We start from the raw sequence: 20,846 nt of genomic DNA on the forward strand, positions 1-20,846 counted from the left end.
AACGAAACAACAATCAAAACCAGGGTCAAAATTATGAAAGAGATAAAATGGGGCTTAATTTTTGTCGCAGCGATTATTTTGTGGCTGATCATTGAGAGGCTAGTGGGCTTACACACTCATAATATCGAGTATCACGCTATATTTACCAACGTGTTTGCCGTGGTGGCCATTGTCATTTATATCATTGCGTTACGCGATAAAAGAGCGTCATTACCCAATCAGGAAATGACATGGTTACAAGGTTTTATTAGCGGTTTAAAAATTGCGGTTGTGGTAGCCGTGCTATCGCCCGCTGTGCAATTATTGGTTCACTACGTTATTTCGCCGCAGTTCTTTCCAAATATGAAAAGCCACGCCATTGCATCTGGCATGATGAACGAAGATCAGGCTGAAAAATATTTCAATCTGACATCGTACATGATGCAATCAGCAATAGGCGCCTTGGTGATGGGTGCTATCACCGCCGCTGTTGTCGCTTTCTTTCTAAAACGACGCTCTTAAGGGCGTCGTTATTTCACCTTACCACTTAGGTAAAACCAACGACCCTGCTCGCGCACAAAGTCGGAATGCTCTTCCATAAAACCCACGTCAGCGCCCTCTTTATAAAACGCCCGGAAGTGCACTTTGCCTTTATCGCCTGTTTGCTCAGAGGACATGACCTGTAATTTTAGCCAGTCAGGCGAGTCCGATAAGTCAAGCGACATAGGACATGTACTGGGATGCCAGGTTTTCAGTAGGTAATTGGTAAGCTGTTTTACAAAGGCACTGTAACGTGATCGCATCAGTTGCTCTGGGGTGTCGGCCCGCATCGTCTCAATATGTAACGGTTCGCAACACCCTGAATACTCATCTCCACTGCCGCACGGACACAGCTCGCTACTCATAACCTACACCTAGTATTTGCTGATCACTATAAATGACTATACAAAACCCATATACCAATAGTAATTAGAACCACACCGCCACAAATTTCTGTTCGTTGCCCTAGCCAGCCTCCAACGATACGGCCCAAGAGCACACCAATAGTTACCATTATTGCGGTCGCTAGCCCAATTAACCCAGCCGCAAGCCAGATGTTCACTTCAATAAATGCCAGGGTTATTCCTACGGTTAGCGCATCAATACTCGTTCCTATTGCGGTCACGACTAGCTTAAGAAAAGAGCCATTATTCGGAGTAAAGTCAGCGTCATCTTCTTCTGTTTTTACTCCCTCATAAATCATGTGCAGGCCTAATATCGTTAATAGGCCAAAAGCTAACCAATGATCCCACGCCTGTACATAAGACTTTGCGGAATAACCAATAAGCCAGCCTATAAGCGGGGTAGAGCCTTCAATTACACCAAACAGAACACCTATTTTAGCGGCTTGTTTGAGCGTTGGTTTTCGTAATGCCGCTCCCTTACCAATTGCTGCCGCAAACGCATCCGTTGACATAGCAAAAGCAAGGAGGATTAATGCAATAACAGTCATAATATAAAAGGTTAAACGTCTTCAGATTGGCGCGCATAGTAACACAGAAACGCCCACCCCTTACTCAAATAAAAAGTAATAACCATAAGCCACAATAAAGGCTGGGATGGCCGAATAAACCGTTGCTAATATTGCCGCTTTTGGAGCTAGCGCTATGGCGGGAAAGAGCGCATCACCGTCGTTACTAATAGCATTACCGAGTTGAGCCGAAAATTGAATAGATCCATTTATATAGAGGCTTGTCACGAGTATTTGGGGACCACACCCCGGTAAAAAACCAATAAGTACAGCCATCAGTATAACTATCGGTCCCCAAGACTCGAATAGCCCGGCGAGGTCAACTCCCAGCAACTGCACCGGCAATTCAAACGCTAAAAATGCGAGCACCACCCAGCCGGTTACAAATTGAGTATCCAGAACCGATTTATTTAGCCAACCTTCATGATGTGTCGTGGGCTCTTCGCTGGTTATTGCCGAATAACCGGTGAGATCGGACGTGAATGCCCATAATACTAAGATAAGAAAAGTCACTGTCGCAGCAGTGGTTTCAACGGTATTAGCCGGTAAATGTAGTGGTTCGTTGAGCTCTAGTTGGAGTGCAACCGCTATTGCTCCAATTAGCGCGGGTATAAAAATGACTTTCCAAAAACGCACAGACCAGCGCAGCACGGTTTTGCGTGTTGTACTTGGCTCTGGTCCACACAGACTCTCTCTACTTTGCGCAGCACTTTTACTCAGTAACCAATCGTTCTTGCCCCGATGAAACAGGTTAACCACGAAGCCACTAATGGCGCCCACGACCACACTGATAGCGATAATAAGTACAGCATCTGCAGGCTTTTGTGCTAACAATAAGAATGCGGCGTCCCCCATGGTGCTGGTTAACACCGCCACAACGGCCCCAAAGCTTGTCATGCCACGGGTAAACTGAGTCACAACAATAATGGCGCCACCGCAACCTGGCAACGCACCCAATAACGCCGCAATAGCAACTTCCTGTAAGGGGTGCCGCTGCATATAGGTGGCTAATCGCTCTTTATCGAGATTACGAGTTAAGCTGTAGTAAAGCGCCAACGACGCAAAAACAAACACCGACACCTGCAAAAATGCATCGGACAGCACTTGTAGAGTGATTTCTCGAGTCTCCGGTAACAGCAATAAAATAGCGAGCAAAATAGGGAGGATAATACGTAGGTTCGGCTTAACCTGCCCTTCCTTGCATTCCGTCATAAGCTCGTTAAATTTCAGCTTTGAATCCATACTACCGGACTACTCCTTTATGAGGCGGAATCGGCACACTCTCTGCCCTTCAAGGTTGACCGATTCGGTAAACATATCATACGGTCTTACCCATAGTTTTTGTTCACCATACAGCGGCTGATACAGTACCAGCGTTTCCTCGGTTTCACTGTGCGTTACTGTATCAATCACTCGGTATCGGTTGCCTTTGTAGTGCTCGTAAATACCGGGAGTTATTATCATATCGTTGCCAATTGGGTTTCTTTGTTTTTTATGATCATATAGGCTTTCGCTCTAACGACAAGCTACAATTTGACCTAATGACATCACAGAAACAAACACTTCTTCAGTTTCTCTCTCAGAATAAGCCCGTAACCGTACTAACAGGTGCAGGCTTAAGTACCGCTTCGGGTATTCCGGACTACCGCGACAGTAACGGCAACTGGAAAAGTGCCCCGCCTATGCAGCATCGCGACTTCATGTCCAACGAACTACTGCGCAAGCGTTACTGGGCACGTGCGTTACATGGTTGGCCGGTACTTTATAACGCACAGCCTAATGCCTCACATTTGGCATTAGCAAAGATGCAGAAGGAAGGCTTAATTGGCACCATCATTACTCAAAATGTAGATGGCTTACACCAAAGAGCCGGAGCCACTGACGTGATAAATTTACACGGCTACGCGAATGACATGATTTGCATGAGCTGTGGTGCGCAATCGTCTCGTTTGGAAATGCACGAACGCTGTCTGGCACTGAATCCAGAGTTCGCAGAAATGGCTGCCTCCGCCCTACCCGACGGCGATGCTGACATTGAAACCGACTTTTCAACCTTCCAAATAGCCGACTGCTTAAAGTGCGGCGGTATTTTAAAACCGGACGTCGTGTATTTTGGCGACACCGTACCTAAAACTCGAGTTGCAGAAGCAAAGCAAGCGCTCGCTGACAGCGGAGGGTTATTCGTTATAGGCTCATCGTTAATGGTGTTTTCGGGTTACCGCTTTGCCCGCCAGGCCGCCGAAAATAATCAACCCATTGCCATTTTAACGCGCGGTAAAACCCGCGCTGACGACCTAGCTACGTTTAAAATAGATGACGATATTGAGCGTGTATTGGTGTAAAGAGGCCAACCTCTTAGTTGACCTCTGCTTTATAGCGTATTAATTCCAGTGCTGCTTGAACCACAACATCATTTCAGCCGTTATCTCTTTTCGTTTAGGTGCCGACTGATGCCCCAACCCCTCATAAATAGACAACTTATGTTTAAAGCCTTCTTTTTCCAAAGCCTTATCTAGAGCAATACTTTGCTCTACGTGAACTTTCTTATCAGCATCGCCATGAATAAGCAGTATTGGGATACTCTTATCAATTTCATCCACCCAATAAACAGCAGAACGCTTTTTGAGTTCTGTCTCTTTGTTTTCTTCATAATTAGGAATTCTGGCCTTATATACTTGTTCCATCTCAGGCCGGCGCTTTAGCCCTTGCTGCAGATCATAATCCCCGGCATAAAGAACAACCGAGTCTGCTTTTAGCCCTTGTTTTAGAGCCAGCATTGACTGCATGCCGCCTCGGCTTGCGCCATAAAGCCCAACCTTCTCAGGGTTTACAGCCGGGAACTCATCAAACAACTGTGGTAGCGCAAGCACATCTTTCACGTCTTCTCCACCAAACTCATCTTTACCGGGCAACTTAGGAAAAATACCACGATAGTTAGTCGCAAAAATAGCGACATTATGCTCTTTTGCTAAGTCAAATAGCCGCATGTAAACTCGGCCGAACATCCACATCCCATAGGCTCCGTTCCCACCACGATTATAAATAACAACGGGTAAATCGGACTTGTCAGCCGGGGCAACATAAAATCCATTAACGATAGCATCGTCTACTTTGTACACTATGCCCTTACAATCAATAGTCTTCTGATAGCGTTCAAAGTCTTCTTTTTTGTAGAATGATTTATTTCTCTTGAGACGCTCTTCAAAATCTTCTGCTTTTTTGCTACTTCCGCCGGAAATTAATTTCATCCAACTTTCATAATTTGAAAAAGGGCCTGTAAAACAGGAGTCGGACTTTATCAACGAGACACTTTCTTGAGCCTGCGCTGGTTGAGTAAAGGCGAAAGCACCTGCTAGAGTCGTTATCGCTATTAGTTTTATTGTTCTTATCATTGTCACTTCCTTATGGTTGCATCGAAAAATTTGACTAGTAGTTTTAATAACTTACCTTATGAAGATTAAAAAACAACCTAAGCGATAGACCTTATGCTTTCAGACAATACCCCGGTACTCTCTACACTATACTTTACATTGGTTTTGGTTGGTGGTTACTCAGTTGCGGCCATGATCATTACTTACTTTCAAACTGGGGAGTTTACCTGGGGACACGCTGGCATTTTGCACTTTGCCACGGCTTTCACTATTTCAATGGTTTATCATGTATGGAAAAACCATCGTCATAAAAAGCTCGGACAGTAATACCCATGTCATTTAATGCACTCATCACGGAAGCGGCTGATAACCTTTCCAGTCAGGAACCAAAGGCTGTTTTTTGCCGTCGTGGTACAAGTGAATGTAGTGACTATCGATAAGATCCAAACACAGACAGTCATCGACGGCTATCAAATCATCTTTATGCAATTGCTCCGCACCAGCTAATCCTCTGTTAAGCACCTGAACTTTAGCTTGCTGTTTAGCCGCTTGAACAGATTCGGCCACAACAACCGTAAAATCATGAAACTCCGCCAACTTACCGTCAAAGTAGCCACCAAAATTCACGAAATAAAGCTTTTTAGCGCAATCCAATTGTGGCTCTTTTGCAAGTTCAATACGATAACCATCGACATGGTGCAACTGAACATAGCTATCCAGATGCAAGCCTTTTTGCGTACCGAACCAGCCTGCTCGAATTTCTGGGTAGGTATGCTCAATAGTTTCCCCCACAACAAAACGAACATCATGTAGCTCAATATTCGCGCCGGGAGCAGTGCCGCCAACATAGGTTAAATAGAGTTTTTTCATGCGGGATGTCTTATCCGTTTCCGTAATTTAGCGATTTCATTTATTTGTAATAGTCATGTTGATTATAAAGAAAATTTTAAGCTGCGCTTAATATTCGTTGCTTAAGATACGCTTTTTATTGGTTCGGGCCCCCCATGAAACCAGAAAAATCAATATGTTGGATTTCCTAAAATGACCACACTCTGGCAGCGCTGGTTACTGACGTTCTTAGTAGTGCTCGTTGCATTAGCGGCTGGCGATTTACTCAGTCTCAAGTTTTTTATTGCTAATAAGCTCTATCAACTTGAAGGCTTTCAGTGGTCGCTGAAACACCATTTTATTACTGAAGCAGTGCTTCATGACGGTGTCCGCACGTTAAATCTCATCGCTGTTGCATCACTGTTGATTATAACCTTACTGCAATTCATACCTGGAAAAAGAGGTTCTCAAAAACGGTCTTATGTTCTTCTGTTGTTATCCGTTTTACTTTCATTTGGCTTGGTTAATTATCTAAAAGCCACGCTGGGAATGGACTGTCCCTGGGATTTACGACAATACGGCGGAACGAAACCTTATTTTAGTTTGTGGTCTCTTAATGACAGCCATGTTAGCTCGGGGCGGTGCTTCCCCTCCGGGCATTCAAGCATCGGCTTTGCCTGGATTGCACTTTATTTTTTCTGTCGTCGGCATCGGCCTACCCTTGCCAAAACTACGGTCGCCCTTTCTCTTATTGCGGGGACTACCCTGGGATTTGTTCAGCAGCTGCGCGGCGCCCACTTTTTTGTTGACGACATTGCGACAGCTTTCATTTGCTGGACCGTAGCCTTATTAATTTTTCGTGCAGGTGAACAACATAAAACGATTCAGTCTTAATTTTATAGTGATACTAACGATTGTTTCGGCCTGGCTTACCTTTGCTTACTCAACGCCATTGCTAAATACGTTAGAAGCTTATGGTATCACTCCCTTCGTACAGTATAAATTAATGGCATTTATACTCTGCTTTTATGCCTTAGTATTAGCCTTAAGCCAGCTGTTCAACATCTTCAAGCTGCTAGCCATAGTTTTAATGATGTTAGCGGCTACTGCTTCATTCTATATGTTGCAATACGGCATTGTCATTGATCCCGACATGGTCATAAACGCCTTTGAAACTGATCCGGCAGAAGCAAGCGAACAACTCTCCAGCAGATTTTTCATCACTCTACTCATGCTTGGGGTTGCCCCTTCATTATTATTGCTTTACGTCAAAATGCCTAGCTGTAACGCGTTAGTAAAAATCAAACAAAGTCTCATCTCAGCAGTCTGTTTACTCTCTTTAGTGGTGGGCATTGCATACACCAGTTATGACGACTTTGCTTCTTTATTTCGTAATCACCGGGATATCAAATATCGTATCGTCCCCTTCAATGTGGTTTCTGCAACAGTTTCAGCGGTATCAAGAAAGCTAGAAAAGCCAGCAGAATTTATTTCTCTGGGGCATGACGCAGTACAAACTAAAACCTCAAACAAGCCAAATGTCATGGTTGTTATATTGGGAGAAACGGCGCGTTCCGATCATTTTTCAGTCAATGGTTATGACCGAACCACAACACCCACTCTCATTCGTTTGCTCAATTCAGGGCAACTTCAAAGCTACAAAGACGCCACATCATGTGGAACTGCAACGGCCGTTTCAGTTCCCTGTATGTTCAGTTTTTTAACGTCTGATAACTATTCGAATATCGCGAGAAATTCGAGCAATGTATTAGATGTCCTGCAAACAGCAGGTATTGATGTAACCTGGATAGAAAATAACTCCGGATGCAAAGACGTCTGCAATCGCATCAATACCCTTGTAATGAATAAAAGCCGGTGCGGAGAAATAAGCTGTTACGACACAGACATGATTAACGAACTCAAATCTTGGTTGTCAAACATCAGTCAAGACTCAATTATCGTCCTTCATCAAATGGGGAGCCACGGCCCGGCCTATTACAAGCGCTCGCCCCAGCAACTCAAGCGCTTTTTTCCTGAATGCGAAAGCCCAGAGTTAACAGACTGTACTCGAGCTGAAATTACTAATGCTTATGACAATAGTTTATTGGTAACCGACCAGCTCATTAGTGAGGTCATAGCGTTGCTAAGGCAGCATGATGAACTGGATAGTACGATGATGTACGTTTCTGATCACGGCGAATCGCTCGGCGATAGCGGAATTTATTTGCATGGTTTACCGAACTGGCTAGCGCCCAAGGAGCAGCGACATATACCTTGGATAATTTGGCCGTCGCACACAATTGGTGTCGCAGGAAGTAGCGATAACATAGCGGTCAGCCACGATAATTTCTCGCATACGCTGTTGGGATACTTTAATGTAGAAACCTCACTTTATAATGAAAGCTTGGATTTAAACAAAAAAGCTGAGAAAAATATAAACGCATCGGCAGCGCCTTAATATGGTTTATCCATTTACACACTCAGTCTAATAAGGTTTCGATCAACCAGGCTGATAGATTATTGCGGCCACTCAACCCTGATTTTGCATAAACTGATGACGCCTGCTGGCGAACCGTCTTTTCTTTGGTATTTCTGACTTCAGCTATTTCGTTAAAGCTTAATCCCTTGATTAATAAAACGGCGACCTCTTGCTCACTAGGCGATAACTTCCATTGTTTGAACCAGGATTTTACAGCAGTATATGAGGCTGGAGAGCCGTCTTCGTCCCCGTCTACCTTCACTATCGACTCCTGGTTTTCGGCGCTATCTCTTTCGCGTTGCTGATGTCTTGTTAACGCATCTTTTACCTGTTGAAGCTCTCGATTACGCCCTAATACTCTTTTCCACAACACAATAAACGCAGCAATTGAAATTACCACGGTGATTCCCTCAATCGCCAAGTGCCAGGTTGCCACTTGCATATGGTAATCCGCTATCACATCAGAAATATTAGCAAACGCAATGAGTAAAAAAATTACCATTAATAGTCGGTCAATTGTCATAAATTCCCCATAAAATACTGCGCTTAGGACATCCGCCCGATGCATTAATGCCTTAAAAACCCTAATGTCAGCGATGATATTAACCGATGGAGGCTTTAATGTCTTTGTTCCGCGTCATTCCCGGTAAGTTGTTTTTTAGTCTATTGGCTGTTGCTGTGTTGCTGCTTAGCCCCCCAACCAAAGCCAATAATCCATCACAACAAACTTTACTGCAGTCGACGGTTGAGCGACTCAAAACGGATGGGCTTGTTATAACAACTGATTTTAGCCAGCGCCGATGGCTCTCCGCAACGCCACGGTTGAGTCTAATGCATTGGCAGACTAACGCTGACAGCTTTGGCGCTAACGAGACCGAGCTTGTTTTAGAATTGGAGTTTTTAAATTCAGAGCAACGACAGCTTGATAGTCATTCTCAGCAGTTGATTCAACAATACCATCAACTCCAGAATCTTCAGCTTAATCTGACAGCGAGTGGTGTTATACGTGAACTGTTCTGGCAAACCAAACAACGACAAGCTGAACTTGCTTATGCCGAACAGGTCGCTGACCAACTAAATCAGCTACAACGCCAAACCCAGTTTCTAGTTGAGGCAGGAGAGCGTCCGGCGTATGCAGGCATCATTGTTATGCAACAGCAGCAGGCTGCGCAGAGCAAAGTTGCAGAAAAGCAGATTGCTCTACAACAGCTCCAACGCCTGTGGCAACAGTTCACCGGCTTTAGTGCAGTACCAGCCTCACTTGATGAGCCTGAACTGACACAACCGGCCATACCAACACACCCTGAGCTGCAACGTCTACAGCTGCAATGGCAATTGACGTTAAATGCAACCCACCAAAGCATCGCCGCCCAAAAAAGCTGGGGCATTAACGCAGGGTATAAATACATTGATTCGCCCTCCCAAAGCGAAAACCAATGGGGACTGGGTTTTAGCCTGCCGCTCAGCTTTTCTCAGTCCCTAAACGCCAGCGAGCTTGTTGCCTTGCAACAGCAACAAAACGAATTGAACCAATCACTGAGACAGACACAAATACGAATTGAGCTCGACACCGTCGACGCAGAAAGTCAGTTAGCTCAACTAAAGCAACAGCATCAAAGTAATCGTCAAAATGCAAACCTAAGTCATCGAGCCATTGAGCAGCTCAACAACCTGTACCAACAAGGTCAAATTGATACCCGCTTGTACATTCACCGATTACTTGAACAGTTGTCTTACCAACAAGCTGCACAACTCAGTCAAATCGAAGTTAAAAAAGCCGAGGCACTATTAAACCAAGCAAAGGGGATCACTTTATGAAACGCCGTAACCCTTCTCGTCGCGCCAATATTCTTATTGTTAATATATTAGGTCTCGCTTTATTAGGAGCTGCGACAGCAACCAATGCTTTGGCCGCACAATCCATTGCTGCCGATCAAATCAGCAACTATGAGCTGCGCCCGCAAACCGCCGAAAAAGCAGAAATGGTTGCTTTCGCACCCGTTACCGCTCGTTATCAAACAACACCAGGTAGCGTCTTAACGTTACCCAACCCCTTCGACAATGCTGCCGTCGACTATACAGTGGTTGATGGTCAAGCACTGGAGTCGGGCACTCTGATCGCACAATTAAGCGGCTCTTCGGTCGAGCACTTCTTCCATCGTGTTGACATACTGCAAGAGCAATACAATGTTGCCTCCAAACAATATCAAAGCAAAAAGCGCTTATACGAAAATAACGCAATCGCTACTGATGAGTGGCAGCAGTTTTTAACGCAATACATTAACCTGAGTGATACCTTGCACGATATTAACGTGATTCTAAAATGGGTGGCACAAACTGGTGAGCAATCAGCAAAACTTCTCGCAACAGAGCCAGGCGTTTGGCGTACCAGCGATAATAGCCAGCAGTTAGGCTCATTGCTAACAAAAGAGCGGCTCGCTGTGGTTGCTGAGATTCCTATCGCGCAGGCAAAACGTATTACTCACTTACAAATTAACAACCTGCAACTAGCGGTAAGGCAGCGTGAACAAACTGTCCGTAATGGCTTTGTTCGCGTCTGGAGTGAGTCGCCGCGCCAAGTTGACTGGGCTATTGATCAACGTTTTACAGTCGCCCCCCTAGCGGCAATTGACAACGCCTACCGTGTGCCTGCCAGCGCCATTGCTACTCTAAAGGATCAAGCTGTTGTTTTTAACATCGAAAACACGGTAATTAACGCCGTACCTGTCGAGCTACTCAGTTTGCACGGCTCATATTACTTTGTGCAATCCACAATCCCATTGGATAACATCGCAACGCATTCTGTCGCTGCGCTAAAGGTTATCGCTGAAGAGCGGGAGGCGCAGTAATGATTAGCCGTTTGTTGAGCTTTTCGCTAAAAAACCGTCTGTTCGTTTTTATTACGTTTTTGCTGATAATCGCTTCTGGTATCCAGTCAACTCGGCAGTTACCCGTAGACGCTTTCCCTGAGATATCCCCAACTCAGGTGAACGTCATTTTACGCGCGCCAGGTATGGCTGCCGAACGAGTCGAAAATCAGGTGACGCATCCATTAGAAACCGAACTGTTGGGCATACCAAATCAGACCATTTTGCGATCGACGACCAAATACGGAATTACCTCAATAACTCTCGACTTTGAAGAAGGCACAGATATTTACTGGGCTCGCCAGCAGGTGGCAGAAAAGATAGCCGCAGTCAGTAAAGACTTGCCGACCGGTATTCAAGGCGGTATGGCCCCCATGAGCACTCCGCTAAGCGAAATGTTTATGTTTACGGTAGAAAACCCCGAGATGAATCTAGCGCAAAAGCGTCACCTGTTGGATTGGGTTATTCGACCAGCGTTACGCACAGTTGAAGGCGTAGCTGACGTGACAAATTTGGGAGGGAAAGTCAGAACCTTCCAGTTTACACCATCGGCGTCGAAGTTAAGCGATGCCGGAGTTTCACTACAAGCAATAAAAGACGCCTTGGCTGATGCCAACCAAGTCGGTAATCTCGGTCGCATCACGCAAGGCACCGAAACGTTCAGTGCACGGGTAACCGGTCGTATTGTTGCGCTTGATGATCTCGCCGCTATTAACGTAGCGAATCAACAGCAGCAAGTTTATCGTCTTGATCAACTCGGTGAAGTTTCGCTCAGTTACCTCCCACGTTTTGGCGCTATTACCAAAGATGGAGAGGAAGCCGTCGAAGGTCTGGTCGTCGGCTTAAAAGGCGCTAATGCCGCAGCCGTGGTAGAAGCTGTAGAACAAAAGTTGACACAAATACAACCGAGTTTGCCAGAAAACACGGACATTAACGTGTTCTATAACCGTAAAGGTCTTATCGACACAGCTATTGCCGGAATTTCTGATGCGCTGATGCAATCTATCGTATTAGTTATTGCGGTACTGGTTTTCTTTTTACGCAATGTGCGTGCTTCAATTTTGGTTTCATTATCGATTCCCGTAGCAGCTCTTATTACCTTTATTAGCCTTCGATTACTGGGTTTATCGGCAAACTTAATGAGTTTAGGCGGGCTGGTTATTGCCATCGGTATGATTGTCGATTCATCAGTCGTTATCACTGAAAAAATTGAAACCGAATTAAATTCCAAAAAAAGGTTGCCCCTGTTACACAAGATTTACCGTGCCAGCCTGGCCGTTGCACCATCGGTGGTTAGCGGTACCGTGATTATTATTTTGGTGTTTTTACCCTTACTCACCCTGACTGGGCTGGAGGGCAAGCTATTTTCACCAGTAGCGTTGACTATTGTTATCGCTATAACCGCAGCGTTAGCAACTTCACTAACACTCATTCCGGCGCTGGGCTCGTTATTAATGCGACCTAAAAACCGCCGCAATAAGTCTCTTGAGCGGATGCAGAACCGCTATCGGCATATTCTATCTCATGTTATTAAGCACCGTCGTGCCACAATGATGGGTTTTGCCGCTGTATTCGGCTTAAGCATTGTCAGTTTTCTTATGGTGGGTAAGACTTTTATGCCCACCATGGACGAGGGCGATATTATTGTGCAACTTGAAAAGTCACCGACTATCTCGCTGCAAGAATCCGTCGCTCTGGATACTCAAGTCGAGCATGAACTACTCGCTAAGATCCCCGAGATCAAACAAATTGTTGCCCGTACAGGGTCTGATGAACTCGGTTTAGATCCCATGGGACTTAACGAAACGGACGTCTTCATGGAACTTAATCCCAAAGACAGTTGGCGTTTTGATAGCAAGCAAGAGCTTATTGATGCCATTCGTGAGATCGTATCAGCCTATCCGGGCATGAATGTTAACTTCACGCAGCCTATTCAAATGCGTATTTCGGAAATGCTTACCGGTAGTAGCGGTGATGTTTCAATTAAAGTGTTTGGCGATGACATGAATACTCTGGCTAATATTACCGATAAAGTCATTGAGCAAGCTGAACAAGTGCAAGGTGCGGTTGACGTACAGGCGAGTGTAATAACTGGCGCTCGCTTTTTAAGCATAGTGCCGAAGATGCAACAACTGCGCTACTACGGTATCTCAAAACAAAACTTTAGTGAGTTTATTCTGTCACAACTGAGCGGTTATCCTATCAGTGAAGCCGTAGACGGACGTATTCGCACCCCCATTGTTATGGGCTCGCAAAAGTCAGAGGGTAACTACCACTCTGTCAACAACATCGAGTCGCTGCCTATTGTAATGGACAACGGCGAAACTGTTGCTCTTCAGCAACTTGCTGACATCACTTTCGAGCAGGGACCCGCCATTATCGAACGCGAAAACTCTAATCGCTATGCATTAATTACCAGCAATGTTGAAAATCGCGATGTTGTCGGTTTTGTAAACGAGCTGCAACAGCGAGTCAGCACTAACGTGAATCTTGAACCGGGCTACTTTATTGAATACGGCGGTGAGTTCGAAAACCAGGCTCGCGCCAGTGCCAATTTACTGATGGTGATTCCTGTAGCCTTGTTATTGATCGTGATTTTATTGTTTAGCTCGATGGGTTCAATGGGTTTAACTACGATTGTGCTAACCAACATTCCATTTGCCTTAAGTGGCGGTGCGATTTCGCTGTGGCTTAGTGGCGAATACATGTCGGTACCGGCTTCTGTTGGCTTTATCGCATTGATGGGTGTCGCCATTCTTAACGGCATAGTGATGATTAGCCATTTTGAGCAGACCCGCGTCCACTATAGTGACTTCACTAGCTTAGTAATTGAAGGGGCAAAAGACCGCCTTCGCCCGGTATTAATCACGGCTATCACCGCTATTTTTGGTTTAATCCCACTGTTAATGTCCAGCGGCCCCGGTTCGGAAGTACAAAAGCCTCTGGCGGTGGTGGTCATTGGTGGGCTGATTACAGCAACTCTGGCCACGTTATTATTACTACCCATTTTGTACTTACTAGTAAACAGGAAGTCAGGCGATGCCTAATAAGTTATTAAAACTCTATTTAAGCCGCGAACAAAAAGCAGACTTAGTCGACTGCCTAATCCAACTCGATGTTATAAGCGGTTTTAGTTTCTACGATATTGACGGCTTTAGCCGCAACCACGAACGCTTTGATATCGACGAGCAGGTTCGTGGCGCGCGACGTATGGTGATGGCAGAAGTCATTTGTTCCAACGATGATATTTCTCATATTAAAGAGGCTATTTCACAGCTTCACTTTAAAGAACCCATACGTTATACGCTACAACCGTTAGACGATGTTGGTCATTGGCTTTAACGCGCACTCCCCCATTAACAAGTTAAATGCCAAAATCATCGAAACGGATACGACTGCGATTAATGCCGATATCGGTAAGCGCTTTGAGCGTAGCCTTAAGCATTGGCGGTGGGCCGCAGACATAAACATCTACTGCATTAAGGTCCTCATTGGCAAGCCAAGCCAAAGCAGCTTCGTGTACAAAGCCTGTGTTACCTGACCACCCATCGGCTTTAGTTGTCTCCGAAAGCACTGGTGTATAAGCAGCACCATCATAAGCCTCAAACTCATCCCGGTAGCACAATTCATCCTCATTTCGGGCTCCGTAGAAAAAGACACAGTGCCGCGGCTGCTGTTTCGCCTGCTCCGCCTGAATAAGCGAACGTAAGGGAGCAATGCCGGCACCACCGCCAATAAACACTTGAGTATTATTATTCTGTTCAGTCAACTGGAAGTCACCGAAGGGCCCAGTCGCATCAACATTGGCTCCCACTTCTAAATGGCATAAATAATTAGAACCAACTCCGGGGGGAACGCCCTCTTGAGGAGATGGCATTTGCCGTACGTTAAAGACAAGCTTGTTTAAGTCTGGGCACGTCGCCATTGAATAGTGTCTTATCAACACCTCATCTATGTGTGGAATACGAAACTGCATAAACTGTCCAGCTTGGTAAGTAAGATTCCCGGAACTGGTAAACGTCAGCTCAACAATCGATGGTGTCAGTTGCCGTTTACTGACTAATGTTAAGCGAGTGTCACTAACCGCTTTGTCAACCAACTCAACATTGTATGCCGTAGAAACTTTATGTTGGCAGGACAGTCTCACGCCGGCATTCAGTTCGTCACGGTTCAGTAACGCATTCTCAGAGTCGGTTGGCTTAGGAAGATTATCGCCTTTCAACGTTACTTTACAAAGCCCACATGTACCACCGCCGCCACAACTGCTGGCAACCGGGTGCCCTTGCTGTTGAAATTGCTCAAGCCACGTCTTCTTGCGCCTGGGATTGAAGTCGCCATTAATAAGGTTACGCCCGAGCAATATCAGCCCTGACAACGAAAACCAAAGCGCCAACAAACCTGCACTCCAAATCAATAAGTGATTGAAGCTACGACCACCACTGTAGTCCATAAAATGCAAACGAAATGCCCAGTCAGCAATAGTCCATGGCGTATTTCGATGCTCAACAACCTGAGCAGACGCTATATCAACGTAAATTCGCGTGTTGAGGTCATCCGCCATGTCGACACGAAAACCCGGGGCATTCCACCCAATGACTTCCTCGCTGCCGGTCACCCGCTCAACGAATTCAACCCTCCCTGGTCCACTATAACTGCGAAGAGCTAGTTGCGTTGCAAGTGTTTCATCGGTATTCCAGTGGCTTCCGGTATTTGCATCAATGTAAATAACATCATCCGGTAATGTCACCTGGTATTGACCAACTCCTGCGACACTGACCAACTCAACCGCATGCGCATTCGGAAACCGTTGCTTTATTTCTTCAAAGCCGAATTTTGGCGCCACTTTTCTCAGTTCAGTAAGCGTTTTTTTGGGAACCATATATTGATGTCCAGACATGCCTTGATGCCCAGTTAGCGCAAAGAAGAAACCGCTGATTAACCACAACACTACCTGAACGACCAGAATAAGACTGACCCAACGATGCAGCCACTGCATAAATCGCATTATTGGGAACCTCCGGCCGGCTTTCGTTTAAAGCTAATGGTATAAACCAGTAAAACAATACCCGTTACCATCAGAATGAACGTGCCAATAATAAAGCTTTTTAACCACCAGGTTTCTATATCTACACGCTCTTCATAGTCCATAATGTGCAGCATCCAGACGATATCGAAGCCACGCCAGAAAGTGTGTCGCTTAACCAACAAGTCACCTGTTGTTTCTGACAGATAAAGGCTGGTATTACCAAAGTCGTCATAATTGATTTGCCACACCGGCAGCAGTTTTGCACTAATTTCCGTAGGCGGGTTATCGGTCATATAAACAACCGACTCAATATTTGTTTGCTCCTGAGCGTAATAACGATTCGCAAGCGCCTTAATGTGCTGCTCATTCAGCTCAATAGGCTGTAACGATTCAGCATTTACCAACAAAGAACCTTTGCTTGTTTCCAACTTGTAAACCGTCTGTAGTGTGTTGTCGAGCCAGCGGGTTTCTAGGGAAACCGAGTGCGTCTCAGGGTAGGTGGCGAACAACTCATCGAGGCTTGCAATATCGGTATGTTCAGGCAAAGGTTGACTGATATCCTGAACCAGATGATCACCATGGATATAATCCAAGTCAAAGAACACCATGTAAGCACCGCTGACTGCCCAAATGACCATCTGTACACCAAAAACTAATGACAGCCACCGGTGCCAAACTCTCCAACGACTTGAACGTTTCTTTTGCGCCATATCCGGCCTCAGTAATATGAAATAGCTAAAAGTCCTCTCAAATAGCGCACGTTACTTGCGTTACCTGAAAGAGCAGGCAGTTGTTTCTAAGAATCAGTTTTCCTAAGTGGTCATTATCGTGAGAGAGAAAACTAACAACAAAATTCCGTTCGGCACAAACCGTTTACTTCTTTGCAACATGAGCGAACTTAGTCTAACGTCATTATTAACCCTGTCAAACGAGGCGGCTTTATGATGGATCACAATATATTTACTAATATGGGCTTTCTGTGGATGCTCATTATGGGGATTATTTTTGTCATTCCAGCCTGGAGAATATGCCAACGCATTGGCTACCCCGGCCCTCTTGGACTATTAATTTTAATTCCCTTTGCCAATATTGTTTTGCTGTACTTTATTGCGTTTGGCCCATGGAAAATCAATTCGATTGACCAATAAAATCAGCTCCTAAGCGTTGGCTGTGTGAAGAAAAGAAAAAGCCGCTCAGATGAGCGGCTTTTATGGAATTGGTGGAGCTGGCGGGAGTTGAACCCGCGTCCGCAATACCTACATCCTCGGTCCTACATGCTTAGTCAGTCTTTTGTTTAACCTATGCGACGCCGACTAACAGGCTTCGTTCATAGGTGAGTCCGATTGAGTTTAACGCTTCAGCTCCGGACAAAGCATCCACGCGAGTCTACCTTAGGTCGAGCCGTCCTGATCCAGTCTCGTAGACAAAGCGCTGGGGGACGGGCTTAGCGGGTTATTAAGCCGCTAGAGCGTAGTTGTCGTCGTTTGCAACTATAACGTTGAGGCTTTTTACGAGGCCAGCCTCACCTCGGCATGCACCTTGGGTTTCGTGTATCCCGTCGAATCCTGATCAGCCCCAAAGTTTTCTGTCAGTTCTTAATGACGTAATGTCGATACTATAACTCAGACACCGTTTAAGCGCTATAAGTTCCGCGCTTAAACGGTGAATTATTAGGCTTTCATACCTTAAGCGGCCATATAAAGCACTTTTTCTACCAATTTGCGAATGCCCTCTTCCGCATCCGCTAAGTTATCCGCCAACATATATGCCGGTGTTGTCACCAGTTTGTGCTTGTCGTCCACCACGATATCGCGCACGCCACAGTCAACGTGTTCGCCACCCATTGTATTAATTGCGCCAGCGACTTCTTGGTCATTACCCACAGTCACTTTCACACCGCTACCATAAATATGCGGTAACAAAACAGGGGCAATGCACATATAACCTGCAGGCTTCTCTGCATCAACAAAGGCTTTACCAACCTTAAGAACTTGCTCGTTAACGGTCATTTCAGCTCCGTTCACTGCAAAATCACAAAAGTTCTTCGCAACACCAAAGCCCCCCGGTAACATCAAGGCATCAAATTCCGACGCATCCAGTTCACTTAACGGTTTCACCTCTCCTCGAGCAATGCGTGCGGCTTCTTCCAGTACATTACGTTTGTCGCCACTTTCTTCGCCTTTCAAATGATTAATAGTGTGCATTTGCTCGACGTCGGGAGCGAAACACTGATAAGCAGCACCTTGCTTGGTAAGGTGCAACAGAGTTAATACCGCTTCATTCACTTCAGCGCCGTCAAACACACCGCAACCTGACAATAGTACCGCTACTTTTTTCATAAAAACCTCTACTTAAACGTAAGTTTATTTATCGTTTATATGTTTATCGTGCTCAGTTCGCCATTTCCACTCATTTTCAAGCGTTGCTGTCGGCTGCAACATGGCGAAGTCTAAATCTTCAATTTTGTCACCTGACTTCAAACGCTTCGGGAGGTCAGGGTTTGCCAACGCCGCTTTAGCCACTGCCAACATAGCGTTCGGATAATGCGCGGCTACGTGTTCATAATTGGTCTGGTCAATTCCACCGTTAACTATCAACGGAATATCGCTGAATTCCTGCACAATTTCCGCCAGCGTCTTCGCACTGCCACCTTTAAATGGCTTACGATTTACGTCGGTGTCCGTTGTATGAATATAGTCTATTCCAGCCTCTTTCAAGGCTTTCACCAGCTTTATCATCGCGTCTTCGCCTTCCGGCCACTGGTAATCCGGGTCGGTCACCGTAATTTGGCCCAGGCGAATACCAACAATGAAATCATCTTTTGCCGCTGCTTTCGCCGCTTTTGCAACCATTTCAACAAACTTAATACGCTTACCAATATTGCCACCCCATTGGTCTTCACGTTGGTTGAAGTAGTCACTTAAAAATTCATTCAGCAAGTAACCATTGGCGGCATGCAGCTCAATACCGTCAAACCCTGCCTCTTCTGCGCGCTTCACGGCGCCAACGAAGCCTTGCATGACCGCATCGAAGTCGCTTTCGTCCATTGCTTTCACTTCTGGCCAGCCGTCAGTTTCACCATATAAACTCAATGGCTCACCTTTAGGCTGTACGGCACTTGGCGCGATCGGCGTGTCCGTATATTCATTGTGTTGGAACTGGGCGCCTGCGTGCATCAGCTGTAAAATAAATTTGCAGTCGTGCTCATGTACTTTTTCAACAATTTCTTTCCAGGCATCGGTTTGCGGTGCATCAGTAATACCCGGCTGATTAATATAACCCTGGCTTGCCTGACGGTCGGTATAAACACCTTCACTGATAATCATACTCCAGCCACCTTTAGCGAATCGCTCGTAGTATTCACCCATAAGCTCGGTTGGCTTACCTTTTTTATCAGCACTGGTGCGGGTCATTGGCGCAACCACAAATCGATTATCAAACTTGTGGCCTTTTAACTCGAAATCATCAAATGCAGAGCTCATACGGAATCCTTTTTTGTTAGGAACTAAACTATGACTTTGTGCATATTTACGGAGATTTCAAGGTGATTTGATCACTTTACCTATTTTTAACCGACAGAATCACCGCCGCTTTTTGCTTCTTGCCGCCATATCCAAAGGCTTTACTGAACGTTTTGACCGGTATCGGTAGGTATTGTCTTTCTGTCGGTGACTGCCAGGGTAAGGTATCGTAATCGGGGTCATTAATATAAACAAAATCGTCGTCTGCGGCGCATATCAGAACCCAATGGGGTGCTCGAATGCCGTCAAACAAATAGGTTGAAATAAGCGCCATGACCAACGCCCCGGCCGCCAAGTCACGACACAACGACTCTAGTGTGTAATCGCCTACGGACACGGCTACATTTCTTTCACGCAAATAACCGATATCGACTTGCTGTATTCGCTCAATAACAGCTTTCTTCTGCTCATGCCTTACCGAATCGACAAACAATGGCTGATCAGTATTCACCTCAACACGAACATTCAAGCCTCTTTTTAACGCTGCGCGAGCTAATCCATAAGGCCCGCAACCGCCGTGTCCAGAGGTCATATAAATAGTGGTTGCTTCGCGCCAAATCTCCAGCTCTTCTGATTGCGGGTCATGACTTGGGTAGCCAAAGTAATCAAGCGCCATTAGTAAGCTTGCCGGTCCACAGGTGAACTCTGTTGACTGGGTTAACATAGGAACGTAGGTTTCGGTAGCACCCACACCGGCATCTTCGCCGAGTTCATAGCGTGGTAGGAGTTTTTGCAGCACAAGCGCGTCACTCGACTGTGCCTGAGTCACCGGAAAGTAGGCTTCACGCAACTCTATAGAGTGAAACCCATCACCAATAAGTAGTTTTTGAGCGACCTTATTAGACACCGCCACTTCGGTACGTAAAAATAAAGAATGCCGTTCGTCAGCTAACTCTTCGCCTTTATGAAGCAATAAACGCCCGTAGCCTTTATGACGACAACGCTCACTGACCACCAGCGCATACAAACGAGCCAAGTTGGTGTTGTTGCGATACAACACCACAACATAACCTTCGACGTTGCCGTTCACTTCAAGTACAAAAAAGTCGGCCGTTTCGGACTCAATAAAGCGGCGGAAGCTACGCTTGCTGATAGCATCTTCAGGGTAGGTTTTCGCTTCTAGCGTTGCCACGGCATCCAGATGAAGCGATTGAGCACAGGTTATTTTATAGCTTTGAGAAGCCATACTTAGAGCGCACCTCGTAATAAAGTTCCTGAGCTAATAACCTCAGGCTTCAGACTACCTTTTGTACCACAAATCGTGT

The 20,846-nt window shown here is 45.7% G+C and carries 22 protein-coding genes and 1 other RNA gene; 10 read left to right on the plus strand and 13 right to left on the minus strand.

Going from position 1 to position 20,846, the window contains the following annotated elements:
• The first annotated feature begins 33 nt into the window (after positions 1-33).
• Positions 34-501 carry a DUF4199 domain-containing protein gene (locus tag EST55_RS09485; RefSeq protein WP_129497293.1) on the plus strand — a complete coding sequence of 156 codons (468 nt, stop codon included), beginning with the start codon at positions 34-36 and terminating at the stop codon, positions 499-501.
• 8 nt (positions 502-509) lie between these two features.
• On the opposite strand, the gene EST55_RS09490 is transcribed toward EST55_RS09485, so the two are convergent.
• From EST55_RS09490 to EST55_RS09505, 4 genes are all read right to left on the minus strand, one after another.
• Entirely contained in the window at positions 510-884 is a 375-nt protein-coding gene (locus EST55_RS09490) for a YchJ family metal-binding protein (protein ID WP_126751539.1), read from the minus strand.
• Positions 885-910: 26 nt separating this feature from the next.
• Positions 911-1,435, minus strand: coding sequence for a manganese efflux pump MntP family protein (locus tag EST55_RS09495; RefSeq protein WP_346437900.1), 525 nt, complete (start codon positions 1,433-1,435; stop codon positions 911-913).
• A gap of 96 nt (positions 1,436-1,531) precedes the next feature.
• On the minus strand, positions 1,532-2,731 hold the full coding sequence (locus EST55_RS09500; protein ID WP_240665290.1) for a putative manganese transporter: 1,200 nt from the start codon (positions 2,729-2,731) through the stop codon (positions 1,532-1,534).
• A gap of 9 nt (positions 2,732-2,740) precedes the next feature.
• A complete protein-coding gene (locus tag EST55_RS09505; protein WP_100691855.1) occupies positions 2,741-2,953 on the minus strand; it encodes a DUF1653 domain-containing protein in 213 nt (70 codons plus the stop codon).
• A 77-nt stretch (positions 2,954-3,030) separates the two neighbouring features.
• On the opposite strand from EST55_RS09505, the gene EST55_RS09510 reads away from it, so the two are divergent.
• A complete protein-coding gene (locus EST55_RS09510; RefSeq protein WP_100692325.1) occupies positions 3,031-3,831 on the plus strand; it encodes an NAD-dependent protein deacetylase in 801 nt (266 codons plus the stop codon).
• Positions 3,832-3,870: 39 nt separating this feature from the next.
• Here the strand turns inward: EST55_RS09510 and EST55_RS09515 are convergent, their stop codons facing one another.
• A complete protein-coding gene (locus tag EST55_RS09515) occupies positions 3,871-4,881 on the minus strand; it encodes a prolyl oligopeptidase family serine peptidase (protein ID WP_129497295.1) in 1,011 nt (336 codons plus the stop codon).
• A gap of 93 nt (positions 4,882-4,974) precedes the next feature.
• On the opposite strand from EST55_RS09515, the gene EST55_RS09520 reads away from it, so the two are divergent.
• On the plus strand, positions 4,975-5,187 hold the full coding sequence (locus tag EST55_RS09520) for a hypothetical protein (RefSeq protein WP_129497296.1): 213 nt from the start codon (positions 4,975-4,977) through the stop codon (positions 5,185-5,187).
• A gap of 24 nt (positions 5,188-5,211) precedes the next feature.
• Here the strand turns inward: EST55_RS09520 and EST55_RS09525 are convergent, their stop codons facing one another.
• On the minus strand, positions 5,212-5,730 hold the full coding sequence (locus EST55_RS09525; protein ID WP_100691852.1) for a DUF1543 domain-containing protein: 519 nt from the start codon (positions 5,728-5,730) through the stop codon (positions 5,212-5,214).
• A 213-nt stretch (positions 5,731-5,943) separates the two neighbouring features.
• Between EST55_RS09525 and EST55_RS09530 the strand changes: the two genes are divergently transcribed.
• Together EST55_RS09530 and EST55_RS09535 are read left to right on the plus strand one after the other, a co-directional pair.
• Complete coding sequence (locus tag EST55_RS09530; protein ID WP_240665291.1) at positions 5,944-6,582, plus strand: phosphatase PAP2 family protein; 639 nt, start codon at positions 5,944-5,946, stop codon at positions 6,580-6,582.
• Between the two features lie 7 nt (positions 6,583-6,589).
• Positions 6,590-8,146 carry a phosphoethanolamine--lipid A transferase gene (locus EST55_RS09535; RefSeq protein ID WP_240665292.1) on the plus strand — a complete coding sequence of 519 codons (1,557 nt, stop codon included), beginning with the start codon at positions 6,590-6,592 and terminating at the stop codon, positions 8,144-8,146.
• Between the two features lie 22 nt (positions 8,147-8,168).
• On the opposite strand, the gene EST55_RS09540 is transcribed toward EST55_RS09535, so the two are convergent.
• Positions 8,169-8,690, minus strand: coding sequence for a helix-turn-helix transcriptional regulator (locus EST55_RS09540; RefSeq protein ID WP_100691849.1), 522 nt, complete (start codon positions 8,688-8,690; stop codon positions 8,169-8,171).
• 98 nt (positions 8,691-8,788) lie between these two features.
• Between EST55_RS09540 and EST55_RS09545 the strand changes: the two genes are divergently transcribed.
• Genes EST55_RS09545 through EST55_RS09560 form a run of 4 tightly spaced genes read left to right on the plus strand, consistent with a single transcriptional unit; the run spans position 8,789 to position 14,376 of the window.
• Positions 8,789-9,985: a TolC family protein gene (locus EST55_RS09545; RefSeq protein WP_129497298.1), complete on the plus strand. Its 1,197-nt coding sequence runs from the start codon at positions 8,789-8,791 to the stop codon at positions 9,983-9,985.
• Complete coding sequence (locus EST55_RS09550; RefSeq protein WP_129497299.1) at positions 9,982-11,016, plus strand: membrane fusion-like protein; 1,035 nt, start codon at positions 9,982-9,984, stop codon at positions 11,014-11,016. The genes EST55_RS09545 and EST55_RS09550 overlap by 4 nt, the downstream gene beginning before the upstream one ends.
• Positions 11,016-14,081, plus strand: a complete 3,066-nt coding sequence (locus EST55_RS09555) for a CusA/CzcA family heavy metal efflux RND transporter (protein WP_129497300.1) — start codon at positions 11,016-11,018, stop codon at positions 14,079-14,081. Before EST55_RS09550 ends, EST55_RS09555 begins: the two co-directional genes overlap by 1 nt.
• On the plus strand, positions 14,074-14,376 hold the full coding sequence (locus tag EST55_RS09560) for a DUF3240 family protein (RefSeq protein ID WP_100691845.1): 303 nt from the start codon (positions 14,074-14,076) through the stop codon (positions 14,374-14,376). Before EST55_RS09555 ends, EST55_RS09560 begins: the two co-directional genes overlap by 8 nt.
• 22 nt (positions 14,377-14,398) lie before the next feature.
• On the opposite strand, the gene EST55_RS09565 is transcribed toward EST55_RS09560, so the two are convergent.
• Both EST55_RS09565 and EST55_RS09570 read right to left on the minus strand, forming a co-directional pair.
• Positions 14,399-16,039: an FAD-binding oxidoreductase gene (locus EST55_RS09565; protein ID WP_240665293.1), complete on the minus strand. Its 1,641-nt coding sequence runs from the start codon at positions 16,037-16,039 to the stop codon at positions 14,399-14,401.
• Complete coding sequence (locus EST55_RS09570; RefSeq protein WP_100691843.1) at positions 16,039-16,770, minus strand: PepSY domain-containing protein; 732 nt, start codon at positions 16,768-16,770, stop codon at positions 16,039-16,041. The genes EST55_RS09565 and EST55_RS09570 overlap by 1 nt, the downstream gene beginning before the upstream one ends.
• A gap of 231 nt (positions 16,771-17,001) precedes the next feature.
• Here EST55_RS09570 and EST55_RS09575 point away from each other — a divergent pair, with 231 nt between their 5' ends.
• The gene (locus EST55_RS09575; protein ID WP_100691842.1) at positions 17,002-17,208 is read left to right on the plus strand and encodes a hypothetical protein; all 207 of its coding nucleotides are present in this window, start codon (positions 17,002-17,004) and stop codon (positions 17,206-17,208) included.
• Between the two features lie 69 nt (positions 17,209-17,277).
• On the opposite strand, the gene ssrA is transcribed toward EST55_RS09575, so the two are convergent.
• The 4 genes from ssrA to EST55_RS09595 all read right to left on the minus strand — a co-directional run bounded on the left by ssrA (position 17,278) and on the right by EST55_RS09595 (position 20,767).
• Positions 17,278-17,637, minus strand: a transfer-messenger RNA (tmRNA) gene (gene ssrA / locus EST55_RS09580).
• A 108-nt stretch (positions 17,638-17,745) separates the two neighbouring features.
• Positions 17,746-18,399 (minus strand): isoprenoid biosynthesis glyoxalase ElbB, encoded by a 654-nt coding sequence (elbB, locus tag EST55_RS09585; RefSeq protein ID WP_088767896.1) that lies wholly within the window; start codon positions 18,397-18,399, stop codon positions 17,746-17,748.
• A 24-nt stretch (positions 18,400-18,423) separates the two neighbouring features.
• Complete coding sequence (locus EST55_RS09590) at positions 18,424-19,542, minus strand: NADH:flavin oxidoreductase (protein WP_100691841.1); 1,119 nt, start codon at positions 19,540-19,542, stop codon at positions 18,424-18,426.
• 76 nt (positions 19,543-19,618) lie between these two features.
• Positions 19,619-20,767 (minus strand): peptidase C39 family protein, encoded by a 1,149-nt coding sequence (locus tag EST55_RS09595; RefSeq protein ID WP_129497302.1) that lies wholly within the window; start codon positions 20,765-20,767, stop codon positions 19,619-19,621.
• Between the last annotated feature and the right edge of the window lie 79 nt (positions 20,768-20,846).

Origin of the sequence: Idiomarina sp. 29L (assembly GCF_004123135.1) — a bacterium.
In the GTDB taxonomy this organism is placed as follows: Bacteria; Pseudomonadota; Gammaproteobacteria; order Enterobacterales; family Alteromonadaceae; genus Idiomarina.

What these genes read in the sequence shown, in the direction of transcription:
- EST55_RS09505 (WP_100691855.1), bottom strand. Translation starts at nt 2,953, where the DNA reads ATGATAATAACTCCCGGTATTTACGAGCACTACAAAGGCAACCGATAC.
- EST55_RS09545 (WP_129497298.1), top strand. Translation starts at nt 8,789, where the DNA reads ATGTCTTTGTTCCGCGTCATTCCCGGTAAGTTGTTTTTTAGTCTATTG.
- EST55_RS09575 (WP_100691842.1), top strand. Translation starts at nt 17,002, where the DNA reads ATGATGGATCACAATATATTTACTAATATGGGCTTTCTGTGGATGCTC.
- elbB (WP_088767896.1), bottom strand. Translation starts at nt 18,399, where the DNA reads ATGAAAAAAGTAGCGGTACTATTGTCAGGTTGCGGTGTGTTTGACGGC.
- EST55_RS09500 (WP_240665290.1), bottom strand. Translation starts at nt 2,731, where the DNA reads ATGGATTCAAAGCTGAAATTTAACGAGCTTATGACGGAATGCAAGGAA.
- EST55_RS09570 (WP_100691843.1), bottom strand. Translation starts at nt 16,770, where the DNA reads ATGGCGCAAAAGAAACGTTCAAGTCGTTGGAGAGTTTGGCACCGGTGG.
- EST55_RS09515 (WP_129497295.1), bottom strand. Translation starts at nt 4,881, where the DNA reads ATGATAAGAACAATAAAACTAATAGCGATAACGACTCTAGCAGGTGCT.
- EST55_RS09560 (WP_100691845.1), top strand. Translation starts at nt 14,074, where the DNA reads ATGCCTAATAAGTTATTAAAACTCTATTTAAGCCGCGAACAAAAAGCA.
- EST55_RS09520 (WP_129497296.1), top strand. Translation starts at nt 4,975, where the DNA reads ATGCTTTCAGACAATACCCCGGTACTCTCTACACTATACTTTACATTG.
- EST55_RS09590 (WP_100691841.1), bottom strand. Translation starts at nt 19,542, where the DNA reads ATGAGCTCTGCATTTGATGATTTCGAGTTAAAAGGCCACAAGTTTGAT.
- EST55_RS09595 (WP_129497302.1), bottom strand. Translation starts at nt 20,767, where the DNA reads ATGGCTTCTCAAAGCTATAAAATAACCTGTGCTCAATCGCTTCATCTG.
- EST55_RS09525 (WP_100691852.1), bottom strand. Translation starts at nt 5,730, where the DNA reads ATGAAAAAACTCTATTTAACCTATGTTGGCGGCACTGCTCCCGGCGCG.
- EST55_RS09565 (WP_240665293.1), bottom strand. Translation starts at nt 16,039, where the DNA reads ATGCGATTTATGCAGTGGCTGCATCGTTGGGTCAGTCTTATTCTGGTC.
- EST55_RS09490 (WP_126751539.1), bottom strand. Translation starts at nt 884, where the DNA reads ATGAGTAGCGAGCTGTGTCCGTGCGGCAGTGGAGATGAGTATTCAGGG.
- EST55_RS09485 (WP_129497293.1), top strand. Translation starts at nt 34, where the DNA reads ATGAAAGAGATAAAATGGGGCTTAATTTTTGTCGCAGCGATTATTTTG.
- EST55_RS09540 (WP_100691849.1), bottom strand. Translation starts at nt 8,690, where the DNA reads ATGACAATTGACCGACTATTAATGGTAATTTTTTTACTCATTGCGTTT.
- EST55_RS09495 (WP_346437900.1), bottom strand. Translation starts at nt 1,435, where the DNA reads ATGTCAACGGATGCGTTTGCGGCAGCAATTGGTAAGGGAGCGGCATTA.
- EST55_RS09550 (WP_129497299.1), top strand. Translation starts at nt 9,982, where the DNA reads ATGAAACGCCGTAACCCTTCTCGTCGCGCCAATATTCTTATTGTTAAT.
- EST55_RS09555 (WP_129497300.1), top strand. Translation starts at nt 11,016, where the DNA reads ATGATTAGCCGTTTGTTGAGCTTTTCGCTAAAAAACCGTCTGTTCGTT.
- EST55_RS09510 (WP_100692325.1), top strand. Translation starts at nt 3,031, where the DNA reads ATGACATCACAGAAACAAACACTTCTTCAGTTTCTCTCTCAGAATAAG.